Source organism: Streptomyces canus (assembly GCF_001514145.1).
Classification (GTDB): domain Bacteria; phylum Actinomycetota; class Actinomycetes; order Streptomycetales; family Streptomycetaceae; genus Streptomyces; species Streptomyces canus.
In genome coordinates this window covers 465,623-481,326 of the sequence record NZ_KQ948658.1, presented here as the reverse complement: position 1 = coordinate 481,326, position 15,704 = coordinate 465,623, and the positions used below count along the sequence as shown (strand labels likewise).

The 15,704-nt window shown below is 71.7% G+C and carries 11 protein-coding genes; 3 read left to right on the top strand and 8 right to left on the bottom strand.

The window, feature by feature from the left end; all coding sequences use genetic code 11:
- Positions 1-41 precede the first annotated feature (41 nt).
- The 4 genes from dnaG to AQJ46_RS11570 all read right to left on the bottom strand — a co-directional run bounded on the left by dnaG (position 42) and on the right by AQJ46_RS11570 (position 5,491).
- Entirely contained in the window at positions 42-1,949 is a 1,908-nt protein-coding gene (gene dnaG, locus AQJ46_RS11585) for a DNA primase (protein ID WP_059205471.1), read from the bottom strand.
- Positions 1,950-1,978: 29 nt separating this feature from the next.
- On the bottom strand, positions 1,979-3,244 hold the full coding sequence (locus tag AQJ46_RS11580; protein ID WP_059205470.1) for an NAD(P)/FAD-dependent oxidoreductase: 1,266 nt from the start codon (positions 3,242-3,244) through the stop codon (positions 1,979-1,981).
- A 155-nt stretch (positions 3,245-3,399) separates the two neighbouring features.
- Entirely contained in the window at positions 3,400-4,641 is a 1,242-nt protein-coding gene (locus tag AQJ46_RS11575; protein ID WP_059205469.1) for a deoxyguanosinetriphosphate triphosphohydrolase, read from the bottom strand.
- A 55-nt stretch (positions 4,642-4,696) separates the two neighbouring features.
- On the bottom strand, positions 4,697-5,491 hold the full coding sequence (locus AQJ46_RS11570; RefSeq protein WP_059205468.1) for a sirohydrochlorin chelatase: 795 nt from the start codon (positions 5,489-5,491) through the stop codon (positions 4,697-4,699).
- A 211-nt stretch (positions 5,492-5,702) separates the two neighbouring features.
- On the opposite strand from AQJ46_RS11570, the gene AQJ46_RS11565 reads away from it, so the two are divergent.
- A complete protein-coding gene (locus tag AQJ46_RS11565; protein WP_059205467.1) occupies positions 5,703-6,392 on the top strand; it encodes a SanA/YdcF family protein in 690 nt (229 codons plus the stop codon).
- A 56-nt stretch (positions 6,393-6,448) separates the two neighbouring features.
- Here the strand turns inward: AQJ46_RS11565 and AQJ46_RS11560 are convergent, their stop codons facing one another.
- From AQJ46_RS11560 to AQJ46_RS11550, 3 genes are read right to left on the bottom strand one after another with little or no spacing between them, the layout of a single operon-like run.
- Positions 6,449-7,216 (bottom strand): enoyl-CoA hydratase-related protein, encoded by a 768-nt coding sequence (locus tag AQJ46_RS11560; protein WP_059205466.1) that lies wholly within the window; start codon positions 7,214-7,216, stop codon positions 6,449-6,451.
- Between the two features lie 12 nt (positions 7,217-7,228).
- Positions 7,229-8,476 (bottom strand): ferredoxin reductase domain-containing protein, encoded by a 1,248-nt coding sequence (locus tag AQJ46_RS11555; protein WP_059205465.1) that lies wholly within the window; start codon positions 8,474-8,476, stop codon positions 7,229-7,231.
- The gene (locus tag AQJ46_RS11550) at positions 8,473-9,993 is read right to left on the bottom strand and encodes an amino acid adenylation domain-containing protein (protein ID WP_059205464.1); all 1,521 of its coding nucleotides are present in this window, start codon (positions 9,991-9,993) and stop codon (positions 8,473-8,475) included. Before AQJ46_RS11550 ends, AQJ46_RS11555 begins: the two co-directional genes overlap by 4 nt.
- A gap of 302 nt (positions 9,994-10,295) precedes the next feature.
- On the opposite strand from AQJ46_RS11550, the gene AQJ46_RS11545 reads away from it, so the two are divergent.
- Positions 10,296-12,377, top strand: coding sequence for a molybdopterin oxidoreductase family protein (locus AQJ46_RS11545; RefSeq protein ID WP_059205463.1), 2,082 nt, complete (start codon positions 10,296-10,298; stop codon positions 12,375-12,377).
- Positions 12,378-13,488: 1,111 nt separating this feature from the next.
- Here the strand turns inward: AQJ46_RS11545 and AQJ46_RS11540 are convergent.
- On the bottom strand, positions 13,489-13,914 hold the full coding sequence (locus tag AQJ46_RS11540; RefSeq protein ID WP_208616914.1) for a gamma-glutamylcyclotransferase family protein: 426 nt from the start codon (positions 13,912-13,914) through the stop codon (positions 13,489-13,491).
- Positions 13,915-14,044: 130 nt separating this feature from the next.
- Here AQJ46_RS11540 and AQJ46_RS11535 point away from each other — a divergent pair, with 130 nt between their 5' ends.
- Positions 14,045-15,700 carry a M4 family metallopeptidase gene (locus AQJ46_RS11535; protein ID WP_059205461.1) on the top strand — a complete coding sequence of 552 codons (1,656 nt, stop codon included), beginning with the start codon at positions 14,045-14,047 and terminating at the stop codon, positions 15,698-15,700.
- The last annotated feature ends 4 nt before the right edge of the window (positions 15,701-15,704 follow it).

The following is a 15,704-nucleotide window of genomic DNA, read 5'->3' as shown; positions in this document are numbered from 1 at the left end:
GACGGCCCCCAAACCACTTGAAAGGCGTACGGGAACCGGCGCTAGAGAGCGGCCGCGCCCTGCTCCCGCAGTGCCTGGCCGTACTGCTGGAGGACCCACACCTCGTTCTGTACGGCGGCCAGGTGGGCCGGGTCGCCGCCGGAGCCGAGGCGGATCAGGGTGCCCTGGATCTCCTGGATACGGCGGTCGACGGCGCGGCGGCGGACGGTGACAAGCTGGTCGCCCGCGTAGTTCTCGTCGACCGTCTTGCGCATGATCGCCTCGACGGCCAGCTCCGTGACCATGGCGCGGACCGCGTCGTCGGGGGCGGCCTCGCGGACCCGGACGAGGTAGTCCTGGGAGTCCTGGACGCCGTACTCCGCGCCGCCCGCGTCCATGATGGCCTGGCGTACGGCGGCGTAGGGCGGGGCGGTGAACTCGTCGATGCCGTACGCGTCGAAGGCCGGGGAGACCAGCTCGGGGCGCTGCAGGGCGAGCTTGAGCAGCTCGCGCTCGGTGGCGTAGACGGGGTTGCGCAGAGTGAGGGCGGGGCCGGAGACGGCGGGGCGGTGGGCTCCGTCGTACGACGGCTGCTGCGGGCCGCGCCCCGACGGGGCCGGGCCCCTGCCGCCGCGGTCGCGGGACCAACGGGCCAGCTGGGCCACCCTCTTGACCACGAACTGGGTGTCGAGGATGCCGAGCATGCCGGCGAGCTGGACGGCGACCTCGTGCTGGGCGCCGCTGTTCTTGATGCGGGCGACGATCGGGGCGGCCTCGTCGAGGGCCGCGGCGCGGCCGGCGGGGGTGTCGAGGTCGTAGCGGACGACGATCTGGCGCAGCGCGAACTCGAAGAGCGGGGTGCGGGGTTCGGCCAGGTCGGCGACTGCCTCGTCGCCCTTGGCGAGGCGCAGCTCGCAGGGGTCCATGCCGTCGGGGGCGATCGCGATGTAGGTCTCGGCGGCGAACTTCTGGTCGTCCTCGAAGGCGCGCAGGGCCGCCTTCTGGCCGGCCGCGTCGCCGTCGAAGGTGAAGATCACGCGGGCCGAGCCGTTGTCCATCAGCAGCCGGCGCAGGATCTTGATGTGGTCGCCGCCGAAGGCCGTGCCGCAGGTCGCGATCGCGGTCGTCACGCCGGCGAGGTGGCACGCCATGACGTCCGTGTAGCCCTCGACGACGACCGCGCGGGACACCTTGGCGATGTCCTTCTTCGCGAGGTCGATGCCGTAGAGGACCTGGGACTTCTTGTAGATCGCCGTGTCGGGCGTGTTGAGGTACTTCGGGCCGTTGTCCGCCTCGTAGAGCTTGCGCGCGCCGAAGCCGACGACGTCTCCACCGATGTCGCGGATGGGCCACATCAGCCGGCCGCGGAAGCGGTCGATGGGACCGCGGCGGCCCTCCTGGGAGAGACCGGAGAGCAGGAGCTCCTTGTCGGTGAAGCCCTTGCCGCGCAGGAAGCGGGTGAGGTGGTCCCAGCCCTGGGGGCTGTAGCCGACGGAGAAGTGCGCGGCAGCGGCCTGGTCGAAGCCGCGCTCGGCGAGGAACTGGCGGCCGGTGTCGGCCTCCGGACTGGTGGCCAGCTGCTCCATGTACCAGTCGGCGGCGATCTTGTGGGCCTCGACCAGGCGGATGCGCTCGCCGCGCTGGTGGGAGGGGTTGTAGCCACCCTCCTCGTACCGCAGGGTGATGCCGGCCTGGCCTGCCAGGCGCTCGACCGCCTCGGAGAAGGAGAGGTGGTCGACCTTCATCACGAACGTGATGGTGTCGCCGCCCTCCTGGCAGCCGAAGCAGTGGAAGAGCCCCTTGCTCGGACTGACCTGGAAGGACGGCGACTTCTCGTCATGGAAGGGGCACAGGCCCTTGAGGTTGCCACCGCCCGCGTTGCGCAGCTGGAGGTACTCGGACACCACGGCGTCGATCGGGACCGCGTCCCGTACCGCCTTCACGTCCTCGTCGTTGATCCGTCCTGCCACGCGTGAAGTCTACGGGGAGGTACTGACACCTACGGGACGAGGCTGACGAGTGGAACGTGCGGGTCCGCCAGCGCCTCCGTGTCCACCTGAGCCCTGGATCGGATCAGTCCCTGAATCGGCTCTGTGACGTCCCACACGTTGACGTTCATCCCGGCCAGCACACGGCCCTGCTTCACCCAGAAGGCGATGAACTCCCGCTTCCCGGCGTCTCCCCGGATCACCACTTCGTCGTACGAGCCCGGGGGCGCCCAGCCGCTGTACTCCATTCCCAGGTCGTACTGGTCGGAGAAGAAGTAGGGCACCCGGTCGTACGTCACCTGGCGGCCCAGCATCGCTCGCGCCGCCGCGGGGCCGCCGTTGAGCGCGTTGGCCCAGTGCTCGACGCGTAGCCGGTTGCCGAAGAGGGCGTGGTGGAAGGAGGCCACGTCGCCCGCCGCGTAGATGTCCGGGTCGGAGGTGCGCAGTTGTTCGTCCACGGCGACACCGCCGCCGTGCGCCCGGTCCGCCAGTTCGAGCCCGGCCGCCTCCGCGAGAGCCACGCGCGGGGCCGCGCCGACCGCCGCGAGGACGTCGTGCGCGGGATGCTCCTCGCCGTCGTCGGTACGGGCCGCGAGGACCATGCCGTCCTGCCCGACGATCTCCGTCAGTCTCGCGCCGAAGTGGAAGCGGACACCGCGCTCGCGGTGCAGCTCGGCGAAGAGGTTGCCGAGCTCGGGGCCGAGGACCGAGTACAGGGGGGTCGACAGGGGCTCGACGACGGTGACCTCGGCGCCGTACTCCCGGGCCGCCGCCGCGACCTCCAGGCCGATCCAGCCGGCGCCTGCGATCACGATGTGGCCGTTGTCCCTGCCCAGGGCGGCCAGGACGCCCTTGAGACGCTCGGCGTGGGCGAGGCGGCGCAGGTGATGGACGCCCGCGAGGTCGGTCCCGGGAATGTCCAGACGGCGTGGTTCCGCGCCCGTCGCCAGCAGCAGCTTGTCGTAGCGGACGACGGTGCCGTCCTCGCCGAAGCGGACCGTCTTCGCCGTCCGGTCGATGGCGTCCACGGTCTCGCCGAGGTGCAGCTCGATGTCGTTTCGCGCGTACCAGGCGGGTTCGTGGACGAAGACGCTGTCACGCTCCTCCTTGCCGAGGAGGTAGCCCTTGGAGAGCGGCGGGCGCTCGTAGGGGTGGTCGCGTTCGTCGCAGATCAGTATCACGCGGCCCGTGAAGCCCTCCGTGCGGAGCGTCTCGGCCGCCTTCGCGCCGGCGAGTCCTCCTCCGACGATGACAAATGTCTGATCCGCGTCGACCACTTGATGCCTCCTCGTAAGGGTGCCGCCACATGGGAGCGTCCCGCACGGAGTGTGATGGGGGAAGAGGGAGTGGCCCGATCAGGCCACGGAGGGTCACATTCGGTCTCGATTCACGTCACTCCCGTTCCCTTCACACAACTTGTGTCCCGCAAGCATCACAGGTGTCCCGTGAGACGGGCGTGAAGCGAACGGGCGGAAGCGTCGGTGAGGGACGCGATCTGGTCCACGATCACCCGCTTGCGCGCCCGGTCGCCGGGCGCGTCGTCGAACAGCGCGCGGAACTGGGGCTCGAGGCCGTCCGGGGCGCGGACGGTGAGCACCTCGGCCAGTTCGGCGACGACGATCCGCTGGTCGGCCCGCAGCCGCTCCTGCTCGGCGCGCTGCATGACATACCGGTCGGCGACGGCCTTGAGGACCGCGCACTCCAGGCGGGCCTCGTGCGGTACGACGAGTTCGGCGTCGTATCTCGTGAGTCTCCCGGTGCCGTACCGCTCGCGCGTGGCGGCTTCGGCGGACAGGCAGAAGCGGCCGATGAGCTGGCTGGTGGCGTCCTTGAGGCGGGCCTGCGCGACGGCCGAACCGTCGTAGGCGTGCGGCCACCAGGGCTGGTCCTGGAGGCGGTCGAGGGCTTCCGCGAGTTCCGCCGGGTCGGTGTCCGCGGGCACGTACCGGCTGAGGGCCACCTCGAAGACGGCCCGGCGTTCGGGTTCGGCGTGCAGGTGGTTGGGGTCGATGTGGCCCGCGTGCAGGCCGTCCTCGACGTCGTGGACCGAGTAGGCCACGTCGTCGGCCCAGTCCATCACCTGGGCCTCGAAGGTGGTGCGGGTGCCCGGGGCGTCCTTGCGGATCCAGTCGAAGACGGGGCGGTCGTCCTCGTAGACGCCGAACTTCCGGGACGGGTGCCCTCCGCGGGGCCAGGGGTACTTGGTGGCGGCGTCGAGGGTGGCTCGGGTGAGGTTCAGTCCCACCGATCCCTCGTCGGTGAAGCGTTTGGGCTCGATGCGGGTCAGGAGCCGCAGGGACTGGGCGTTGCCCTCGAAGCCGCCGCAGTCGTCGGCGAACTCGTTCAGCGCCTGTTCGCCGTTGTGGCCGAACGGGGGGTGGCCGAGGTCGTGGGCCAGACAGGCGGCCTCGACCAGGTCCGGGTCACAGCCGAGCGCTGCGCCGAGCTCACGGCCGACCTGGGCGCACTCCAGGGAGTGGGTGAGCCGGGTGCGGGGGCTGGCGTCCCAGGCGTGGCTGCGGGTTCCTGGTGTGACGACCTGTGTCTTGCCGGCGAGCCTCCTGAGCGCGGCGGAGTGGAGGATGCGGGCGCGGTCGCGCTGGAAGGCGGTGCGGCCGGGGCGTTTGTCGGGTTCTGGGGCCCAGCGTTCGGTTGACTGCAGGTCGTACGGCATGTCTCGACAGTACGGGCAGGGACTGACATTTCGCCGGTACGTCTGCCGGGTGCTGTCACACGGCGAGTGCGGGCAGTTCGGGGCTGGTCGCGCCCCTTCGGCCGGCGACCTGGTCGTAGCGGTGCAGGATCAGGTCCGCCATCGCGGGGTGGGTGCCCAGGGGGGCCGAGGCGATCCATGGGGCCTTCCCCGCGCACTGGGTCGCGAACAGACCCGGGGCCGTGAAGTACGACGCCACCGCCACCCTGTCGCGACCTCGCGCCGCCAGTGCGCGGATCGCCGTGTCGACCGTCGGGGTCGCCGCGGAGGCGTAGGCCGGGACCACCGGGACGCCCAGGCGGGCCGACAGAAGGTGAGCCGTGCGGCGGGTGTCCACGGCCGAGTCGGGGTCGCGGGAGCCCGCCGCCGCAAGGACCACCGCGCTGGTGCGGCGGGTCTCCTCGTCCGTGCTCCAGCCCGCCTCGATCAGGCGAGCGTGCAGGGTCTCCACGAGCAGCGGGTGCGGGCCCAGCGGGGCGGCCACGCGCGCGCGTGCCGCGGAGGCCGCCGCCATCTCCGGGATGTCGCGCTTCACGTGGTAGCCGCGGCTGAGCAACAGCGGGACCAGGACCGCCTCCGCCGTACCCAGGGAGGCCAGTGTGTCCGGCAGCAGGGGTTCGTTCAGCTCGATGTGGCCCAGGTGCACCGGCAGGCCGGGGCGCTGCTCGCGGACCTGGTCCAGGAGCCTGTGGACCGTGTTCAGGGTGCGCGGGTCGCGGCTGCCGTGGGCCACCAGGACGAGCGCCGGCGGCTCGGGGCGGCGCCTGTCGTCGAGGGAGACGAGGCCGGGCTGGCTGCTGATCCGGTTCATGGAACGATGGTGACGGCCTGAGGTTGCCACCCCGTTTCACGGCAATAACGCGTGCTTTCCGACGGTTCACCATGCGGGGCGCGGCGGTGTGAGGCGGTGTGACCTGCGCATTCTCGTAGGGCAGTGAGCCTGGTCACGCACCGCCGGGCGAACCGATCGGCCTGCCGGTACGTCTCTCGTTGTCGAAGGGTCGACCGGGGAAGGACCGTCCATGCGACTGCCGAGGGTGCGCAGACCCCGCCTGCCACGCACGCGTGCCGGGCGGCGCAGGCTCGTGCAGGCCGTGATGGCGGGGTGTGTGCTCGCGCTGCTGCCGTCGACCTGGATGTACGTCGTGACGGGTGACCGGCTGCGGACGACGGCCGACGTGCCGCGCACCGAGGTGGCCGTCGTCTTCGGAGCCGGGCTGTGGGACGGCGAGCCGTCGCCGTATCTCGCCCATCGGCTCGACGCGGCGGCGAAGCTGTACCGGGAGAACCGGATCGAGGTCGTCCTCGTCACCGGCGACAACAGCCGTGAGGACTACGACGAGCCCGACGCCATGCGCGCGTACCTGACCCGCCACGGCGTGCCGGACACGCGGATCGTCAGCGACTACGCCGGTTTCGACACCTGGGACTCCTGCGTCCGCGCCAGGAAGATCTTCGGCGTCCACAGGGCGGTGCTCATCAGCCAGGGGTTCCACATCCGGCGCGCGGTCGCGCTCTGCCAGGCGGCGGGTGTCACGTCGTACGGCATCGGTGTCGAGGCCAAGCACGACGCCACCTGGTACTACGGCGGCACCCGCGAGCTCTTCGCGGCCGGCAAGGCGGCTGTGGACGTGGTGCTCCGGCCGGATCCGCGGTTCCTGGGGCCGAAGGAGCCGGGTGTGACGGACGCGCTGGCCTCGGCCCGCCGTTGAGGCTGCTGAGGTGACCCGGGAGGCGGGGCGCGGCGCCCCGCCTCCCGGGCGCGCCGTCACCGACCGGTGAAGCGCGGGGCGCGTTTCTCGAGGAACGCGGTCATGCCCTCCTTCTGGTCGGCCGTCGCGAACAGGGCGTGGAAGACCCGGCGTTCGAAGCGGATGCCGTCGCGCAGGCCGGTCTCGAGGGCCTGGTGCACGCACTCACGGGCCGCCCTGACCGCCGTACGCCCGTACGACGCGATCGTCGCGGCCGCCTCCAGGGCCTCCGGCAGGACCCGGTCGTCCGGTACGACCCGGGAGACGAGACCGCAGCGTCCCGCCTCCCGCGCGTCCATCGTGCGGCCGGTGAGGACCAGGTCCATCGCCTTCGCGTGGCCGACCAGGCGGGTCAGGCGCTGGGTGCCGCCGATGCCCGGGATCACGCCCAGCTTGATCTCCGGCTGTCCGAAGACGGCCGACTCCCCCGCGATGACGAGATCGCACATCATCGCCAGTTCGCACCCTCCGCCCAGCGCATGGCCGTTGACGGCGGCGATCTTCGGGGTGCTCAGATCCGCGAACTCCTCCCACGCGGCGAAGTAGTCCTCGGCCGCCATGTCCACGGCCGACTTCGCGGCCATCTCCCTGATGTCGGCTCCCGCCGCGAAGACCCGTTCCGAGCCGGTGACGACGTAGCAGCCGACCTCGGGGTCCTCGTCCAACGGGCGCAGGACGCCGAGGAGTTCGGACAGCAACTCGGAGCTGAGCGCGTTGCGGACGTGCGGGCGGTGCAGACGTACGGTCACGACCCCGCCGTGCCGTTCGAGCTTCAGGTTGTTCATCGACGTCCCCTTCTAGGAGTCCCAGATCGCGCCGTACGCCGGGATCCCCCGCCGTTCCAGGCCGTGCACCACCTGCCAGGTCAGCCTCTTGTTGGAGATGCAGATGACCGCCTCGGCGCCGAAGTCCCGGTAGGCCTCGTACGCGAGGCGCACCATGTCGGGCTTGCCGCGCCGTGAGGTGTCCCAGACCAGGGCGTGCGGCTGGACGGCGAGGATCTCGTCGACGAGGGCGTCGCCGTAGGTGGTGCGGGGGTCGCGGGTCGCCCAGACCAGGCGGGAGGGGACCTCGGCGGCGAGGAGGTGGGGCAGGCAGGGGCCGATGCCGCTGCCGGTCGCCACGTAGACCACCTTCGTGAACAGGGTCTCGATGTTGGCGACTCCGGCCGTGGTGATGCCCTTCACCCAGACCTTCGCCGGGAGGTCGTCGATGAAGGCGCCCGTCCAGTCCCCGGCCCGGGAGATGGTGAGCCGGAAACCGGGCTCGCCGGGTGCGGGGACGTTGGCGAAGGAGTGCCATTCCCTCAGCGGGCTGCGGCTGATCGCGGTGGAGGAGCCCGCGAAGGGGGTCTCGCCGTGGTCGAAGCGGGCCAGCACGACGTGGGAGGAGGGGCGTTCGAGGCGTACGGCCACCTTGCGCAGCCGTAGCCAGGGCAGCGCCACGCTGAAGGTGACCATTGCGAGCACCGCCAGTGACGCCGGTCCCGCGGACGACAGCAGGGTGTGCGTCCAGAACAGGGCGAGGGCCGTCCAGCCGCCGAAGCGGTGGATCTTCTCGAAGTGGTCGTGGTGGCGGGAGCGGAACGGGGGCAGGGCGGTGGCGACGATGAGTGCGAGGAGGGCCAGCAGGGTCCAGCCGACCGCCGTCAGGGGGCCGTTGGGTGTCGTGACCGTCAGCGCCAGGAACCAGGCCGTCCCGGCCAGTGCTCCGCCGACGTGCAGTCCGCCGAAGTGGTAGACCTTCCCGAGCGTCCAGCGGATCTTCAGCGGCCAGGTCGTCGGGGGCCAAGTGGCCAGCCGGAAGAAGAGGTTGACGACATACTGCTGGCGGACGATCACGGTGAGGGCGAGGTTGGCGAGCGCCGCGTGGCCAAGGGTCTGCGTCGACAGCGGCCAACCCGCCCACAGGAAGGCCAGGTTGGCCGCGATCACCAGTCCGGCCAACCGGTTGTAGTGCATCAGCCGCGGGTGCTTCAGGAGCCGCCTCGCCGCGGAGGTGAGGGGTGGGAGGTCGGTCGTCTCGCGCACGGGTGCGGTCGTCATCGGGCCACCGCCAAGCGCTCGTCGGCCATCCGCAGCAGCGCCTGCTTGTCGATCTTGCCGCGGTCGGTCTCCGGTAGGTGTGTCAGGGTCATGACACTCTCGGGCACGCAGTAATACGGCAACGCCTCCGCCACCGCCCGCCTCGCCGCGTCGGGGTCCACGTCCGCCGGGCAGACGAACGACACCAGGGTCCGCGCATCCCGCTTCAGGGTCACCGCGCGGGCGCAGCCCTCGACCGATTCCAGGACCGAGGAGACGGAGTCGAGTTCGACCCGGAAGCCGCGGACCTTGACCTGGTCGTCGGTGCGGCCGAGGTGTTCGAGCTCGCCGTCGGGGGTCCAGCGGCCGAGGTCGCGGGTGCGGAACATACGGTGGTCGCCGCCGAGAAAGGGGTCGGGGGCATAGCGCTCGGCGTTCAGCACGGGGTTGTCCAGGTAGCCCGCCGAGACACCGTCACCGCCCGCCCACATCTCGCCGACCGCGCCGATGGGCAGCGGGCGACGGTCGGCGTCCAGGACGTAGACCGTGTTGTTGGGGGTGGGGCGGCCGATGGTCAGCAGGGGGGCCGCCGGGTCGTGGCGGCTCATCGTGTTGACGATGGTCGTCTCGGTCGGGCCGCAGCAGTTGTAGAAGGCGGCCTGGCGGGCCCAGCGGTCGGCGAGGGGGCGCGGGCAGGGCTCTCCGGCGACGGCGACCGTGCGGACGCGCGGGCAGACGGCCGGGTCGATGCCGGACAGGACGGTCGGCGTGGCGATCAGGACGTCGGCCGTACGGGCCGTCGCGGTGATGTCCCGGCCACGGATGACGAGGGTGCCGCCGTGGGTGAGGCAGCCGAGGATCTCCCAGGCCGCCATGTCGAAGGCCACGTTGAGCAGGTGGGCCACGCGGTCGCCGGGGCGGATGCCGAGGCCGCCGGGTTCGGTGAGGAGGAGGCCCGCGACGTTGCGGTGGGTGACCTTCACGCCGTTGGGGCTTCCGGTGGTGCCGGAGGTGAACAGGACGTAGCAGCCGCCATCGGGGCGCACGGTCGGCGGGGGCGCGCTCGCCGGCTCGTACGGCAGCGGTTCGTCGAGGGTGATCACGTGGGGGCCCCGCGGGACGCGGGCCGCGTGCTCGGTGAGGGTCAGGACGATCCGGGTGCGGGCGGTGCGGATCACGTGGGCGAGCTGGGCCGGGGGCGCGAGGCCGATGTCCTGGGGGACGTAGGCGGCGCCCGCCTTCAGGATGCCGAGCAGGCCGACGAGCATCGGGATGGAGCGGCGCACGAAGAGTCCGACGTGGTCACCGGGCCGTACGCCCTCGCGGATCAGGCGGGTGGCGAGGGCGTCGGCGTACCGGTCGAGCTCGCCGTAGGTGATCGTCGCGCCGGCGTGTTCGGCGGCCGCGGCGCGCGGGGTGGCGGCCGCGTGGCGCTCGACGGCGCGGTGGACGAGCGGGTCGGGGACGGGGACGGCGGGGCCGTGGCCGTAGACCCGGAAGAAGTACCGGTCGCGGGGGGCCAAATGGCGCAGAGACATGCTGGGGGAACCTCCTGGCTGGCTTATCGCATGACGGTTTGCCTGGCGCCAAGCTGGATCCGCGCTCGACAGTAGCCGCAGTTTTTCAACACTCAACAATGCGTGCTCGGCCAAACACGCAACGGAATGCGCCACATGTGGCGTCTTTCACATCGCAGGCAACTTCCGTACCGCCCTGCGACGACTCTCAGGTGGGCGAGTATGCGCCTCACCGCTCCCGGGCGCCGATCGGGAGGTCGCCGTCTTGGCCGCGTAACACGGAGCCGTCCTCGGCGTAACACGGCCGAAGCACGCTGAAAGGCATGCAGAACACCGCGACGCCCACGCACTGCCCGTACTGCGCCCTGCAGTGCGGCATGAACCTGACCCCCGCTCCGGACGGGACCGTCGAGGTGAGCGAGCGCGCGGACTTCCCGGTGAACCGGGGGGCGCTGTGCGGCAAGGGCCGTACGGCACCCGCGGTGCTCTCGTCCCGGGTGCGCCTGACCTCCCCGTTGGTGCGCTCCGGGGGCACACTCGTGCCCGCCGGCTGGGACGAGGCGCTGGACCGGATCGCCGAGGGGCTGTCCCGCACGCGCGCGGAGCATGGCCCGGACGCGTGCGGGGTCTTCGGCGGGGGCGGCCTGACGAACGAGAAGGCGTACACGCTCGGCAAGTTCGCGCGGGTCGTCCTCGGCACCTCGCAGATCGACTACAACGGGCGCTTCTGCATGTCGTCCGCGGCGGCCGGCGGCATGAAGGCCTTCGGCCTGGACCGGGGGCTGCCCTTCCCGCTCGAGGACATCCCGAAGTCCGGGTGTGTGATCCTCGTCGGCTCGAACCTCGCCGAGACCATGCCGCCGTCCTTGCGGTTCTTCACCGAACTGAGGGAGAACGGCGGCACGTTGATCGTCATCGACCCGCGCCGCACCAAGACCGCCGAACAGGCCGACCTGCATCTGATGCCCCGGCCGGGGACGGACCTCGCGCTGGCGCTCGGTCTGCTGCACCTGGTCGTCGCCGAGGGGCTGGTCGACGAGGAGTACGTCCGTGAGCGCACGGCCGGCTGGGAGGACGCGCGGGCCGCCGCGATGGCCCACTGGCCGGAGTACGTGGAGCGGATCACCGGCGTTCCGGTGCCCCAGCTCCGGGAGACCGTACGGATGTTCTGCGAGCCCGAGACGGCGATGGTGCTCACCGCGCGCGGGCCCGAGCAGCAGTCCAAGGGCACCGACACCGTGAGCGCGTGGATCAACCTGTGCCTGGCGACCGGGCGCGCGGGTCGGCCGTACAGCGGATACGGCTGTCTGACCGGGCAGGGCAACGGACAGGGCGGGCGCGAACACGGCCAGAAGGCCGACCAGTTGCCCGGCTACCGCAAGCTGGACGACCCGGCGGCACGGGCGCATGTCGCCGAGGTGTGGGGCGTGGACCCCGACTCGCTCCCCGGGCCGGGTCGCAGCGCCTACGAGTTGCTCGACGCGCTCGGCACGGACATCAAGTCGCTGCTGCTGATGGGCTCCAACCCGGTGGTGTCGGCACCGCACGCCGCGCACATCGAGGAGCGCATCAAGTCCCTGGACTTCCTTGCCGTCTGTGACGTCGTCCTCTCGGAGACGGCCGCCCTGGCGGACGTGGTCCTGCCGGTCACGCAGTGGGCCGAGGAGACGGGCACGACCACCAACCTGGAGGGGCGGGTGCTGCTGCGCCGGCAGGCGATCACGGCGCCGGACGGCATCCGCAGCGACCTGGAGGTCATGCACGAACTCGCCGACCGCCTCGGGGTGGAGAAGGGCTTCCCGACCGACCCCGAGGAGGTCTTCGAGGAGCTGCGCCGGGCGAGCGCGGGGGGCCCTGCCGACTACTCCGGGATCACCTACCGGCGGCTGGCGGAGGAGAACGGCGTGTTCTGGCCGTGTCCGACCGAGGACATGGTGGTGCACCCAGGCACTCCGCGCCTCTTCCTGGACCGCTTCGCCACCCCGGACGGCCGGGCCCGCTTCGTCCCCGTCTCGCACCGGGCGATCGCGGAGGAGCCCGACGAGGAGTACCCGGTGCTGCTGACGACCGGCCGGGTCGTGGCGCAGTACCAGTCCGGGGCGCAGACCCGCCGGGTGGACGAGCTGAACGCCGCCGCGCCGGGGCCGTTCGTGGAGCTGCACCCGCGGCTCGCGGAGCGGCTGGGGGCGGCCGAGGGCGACCCGGTCGCCGTGGTCTCACGGCGCGGACGAGCCGTGGCACCGGCCCGCATCACGCTCGGCATCCGTCCGGACACCGTCTTCATGCCGTTCCACTGGTACGGCGAGGGCCGCGCCAACACCCTCACCAATCCGGCCCTGGACCCGACGTCACGGATGCCGGAGTTCAAGGCGTGCGCGGTGCGGGTGGAGGCGGTCAAGTCGTAGGGGATGTGCGGCTGGTGGGGGTGGAGGCGAGCCTCTGGGGCGTCGCGCTGCGGTGGTGCGCGGGGCTGATGCGCCGGGGCGGACGCCGAGCCGGTACGCCGGGCCAGTGCATCAGGACCGTGCGCTGACCGGCGTATGAGGGCCGTGCGCCTGACCGCTGCGCTGGGACGTACGCCGGGCCGATGCCGAGCCGGTACACCAGGGCGGACGCCCAGCCGGTAAAACGCCGGGGCTGATGCGCCAGGGCGGAGACCCGGCCCGGAACGCCCGGGGGCAGACGCCGAGCCGGTGCACCGGGGCCGGTGTGCCAAGGCAGACGCCGAGACGGTGCGCCGGGCCAGTGCGTCAGAACCGTGCGCCGGACCGGCGTATGAGAGCCATACGCCGGACCGCTGCGCTGGGACGTACGCCGGGCCGATGCCGAGCCGGTACACCAGGGCGGACGCCCAGCCGGTAAAACGCCGGGGCTGATGCGCCAGGGCGGAGACCCGGCCCGGAACGCCCGGGGGCAGACGCCGAGACGGTGCACCGGGGCCGGTGTGCCAAGGCAGACGCCGAGACGGTGCGCCGGGGCCGGTGTGCCAAGGCAGACGCCGAGACGGTGCGCCGGGCCAGTGCGTCAGAACCGTGCGCCGGACCGGCGTATGAGGGCCATGCGCCGGACCGCTGCGCTGGGGCGGTACGCCGGGGCGGTACGCCGGGACGGTGCGCCAGGGCAGACGCAGCCCGGTACGCCGGGCCGATGCACCGGGACGCACGCCCAGCCGGTACGCCGGACCGGTGTACCGGAGCAAAGGCAGGAACGCCCCGGGGCAGACGCGAGCCGATGCACCGGAGCGGAGGCCGGGCCGGTGCGCCAAGGCAGGTGTGCCAGGACGGACACCCGGCCGGAGCGCCAGGGCGGAGGCCCAGCCGGTAAAACGCCGGGGCTGATGCGCCAGGGCGGAGACCGGGCCCGGAACGCCGGGGGCAGACGCCGAGCCGGTGTACCAGGGCCGGTGTGCCAAGGCGGACGCCGAGACGGTGCGCCGGAGCCGTGCCCTTTCCGTCAGGGTCGGCGGCGGCAGCCCGGCTCGGCCCCGGCCCCCGTGCGGGCGGTCGCTCGCACCGCTCAGCGGCGGGACAGCCAGTCGCCGCTCTCGATCAGCTTGCCGCGTGCCCGCAGGCCGGCCGTGACGGAGGGCGCGGCCACGTACACCCATGCGCGCACGGCCGTGCCGTCGGCGGTCCTGGTCACCTCACGCGCGACCCGTTCGTAGAGGTTGCGCGGGTCGCCCGGGGCGTACTCCTCCAACTCGTCCAGGGTGGCGAGCAGTTCGTCGTACTCCTCGGCGCCGGCGGTCACGAGCTCGCCGAAAACCGGTCCGCCGCCCGGTTCCTCGACGGCGTACGGATAGCCGGGGCCGTCGTAGAGCAGCGCGCCGGTGAGTCGGCCCGGTCCCTCGGAGCGGATACGGCCGCGCAGGAAGAGGTCGTGGTTGGCCTCGCCGGGGCGGAGCGTGCCGTAGACGAAGAACGGGAGGCCGGCAGGAGTCACAGAAACGATTCTCTCCCCTCACAAACCTGCACGTGACACGGTATGGACACGGCTTGTCATGACCTCTTAAATCTTGGTCAACGTCCGCGCCACCCCCACGCGCCGCGTTGGCGCCTTTCAGAGGAGACCGATGAGTCGGATACGGCCGTACGTCCGAGGTGCCCGTTCCCGCCGTCTCGCCACCGCCGGAGTCGCCGCCACCGCCGCCACCCTGCTGGCCGCCGCCCTCTCCCCCGCCGCCGGTGCGGCCGACAGGCCGACCAGGGCCACCGCGCTCGAGAACGCCGCCTCCGTCCTGGCCGACCGGGCCTCGGCGCTGGGCCTCACCTCCGCCCAGGACACGAAGGTCCGTGACGTGATCGTCGACGCCGACGGCACCCAGCACGTCCGCTACGACCGTACCTACCGCCAACTGCCCGTACTGGGCGGCGACTTCGTGGTCCACCTGGCGCCGGACGGGGCGTACAAGAGCTCCTCGCGCGCCACGAAACGCGCGATATCCCTCTCCAGCGTCACCCCCGCCCTGTCCGCCCCGAAGGCGGCCGACCTCGCGGCGAACGCCCTCAAGGCGGCCAACCTCGGCGAGACACTGAAGAAGCTGACCGCCAAGCCGCAGCTGGTCGTCGACGCCCTGCACGGGGCGCCGAAGCTGGCCTGGCAGACGAACGCCGCCGCACAGGACTCCCTCGGCAACCCGGTGGCACGGACGGTGCTCACGGACGCGCGGACGGGTGCGCAGATCGACGCGTGGGACAGCATCGAGCAGGCGGCCGGCGACGGCAAGTCGCTGTACAGCGGGACGGTTTCGCTGCAGACGACGCAGTCGGGGTCGACGTACCAGCTGAAGGACGCGACCCGCGGGAACACCTACACCGGCGACGCGGCCAACAAGACCGACCTGTGCTTCCTGAACATCTGCATCAGCCGGGCGCCCGCGACCCTGTTCACCGACGCCGACAACCACTGGGGCACGGGGGCGACTTCGGACCGAGCCACGGCGGCGGTCGACGCGCAGTACGGCACCGACGTCACCTGGGACTACTACAAGAACGTCCACGGCAGGAACGGCATCGGCGGGGACGGCAAGGGCTCCTACAACCGCGTCCACTACGGCACGAACTACAACAACGCCTTCTGGGACGACAGTTGCTTCTGCATGACGTACGGCGACGGTGACGGGACCCAGCTCGGTCCGCTGGTGTCGCTGGACGTGGCGGGCCACGAGATGTCCCACGGCGTGACCTCGAAGACGGCGGCGCTGACGTACTCGGGCGAGTCGGGCGGCCTCAACGAGGCGACCTCCGACATCTTCGGCACGCTGGTGGAGTTCTACGCGGGCAACTCCTCGGACACCGGCGACTATCTGATCGGCGAGAAGATCGTCCGCTCCGGCTTCGGACGCGACGCCCTGCGCTACATGGACAAGCCCTCCAAGGACGGCAGCTCCGCCGACTCCTGGAGCAGCTCGGTCGGCAACCTCGACGTCCACTACTCCTCCGGCGTCGCGAACCACTTCGCGTATCTGCTGGCGGAGGGCAGCGGCGCCAAGACGATCAACGGCGTCAGCTACAACTCCCCCACCTCCAACGGCTCCACGGTCACCGGGATCGGCCGCGACAAGCTGGGCGCCATCTGGTACCGGGCGCTGACGGTCTACATGACGTCCTCGACGAACTACGCGGGGGCGCGGACGGCCACACTGAACGCGGCGAAGGATCTGTACGGCGCGGGCAGCACGGAGTACAACGCGGTGGCGGCGGCCTGGAGCGCGGTGAACGTGAACTGAGGGC

Coding starts and splice junctions, on each gene's coding strand:
- AQJ46_RS11575 (WP_059205469.1), bottom strand. CDS start 4,641: ATGCCGTACGACCTGCAGTCAACCGAACGCTGGGCCCCAGAACCCGAC.
- AQJ46_RS11570 (WP_059205468.1), bottom strand. CDS start 5,491: ATGAACCGGATCAGCAGCCAGCCCGGCCTCGTCTCCCTCGACGACAGG.
- AQJ46_RS11565 (WP_059205467.1), top strand. CDS start 5,703: ATGCGACTGCCGAGGGTGCGCAGACCCCGCCTGCCACGCACGCGTGCC.
- AQJ46_RS11560 (WP_059205466.1), bottom strand. CDS start 7,216: ATGAACAACCTGAAGCTCGAACGGCACGGCGGGGTCGTGACCGTACGT.
- AQJ46_RS11555 (WP_059205465.1), bottom strand. CDS start 8,476: ATGACGACCGCACCCGTGCGCGAGACGACCGACCTCCCACCCCTCACC.
- AQJ46_RS11550 (WP_059205464.1), bottom strand. CDS start 9,993: ATGTCTCTGCGCCATTTGGCCCCCCGCGACCGGTACTTCTTCCGGGTC.
- AQJ46_RS11545 (WP_059205463.1), top strand. CDS start 10,296: ATGCAGAACACCGCGACGCCCACGCACTGCCCGTACTGCGCCCTGCAG.
- AQJ46_RS11535 (WP_059205461.1), top strand. CDS start 14,045: ATGAGTCGGATACGGCCGTACGTCCGAGGTGCCCGTTCCCGCCGTCTC.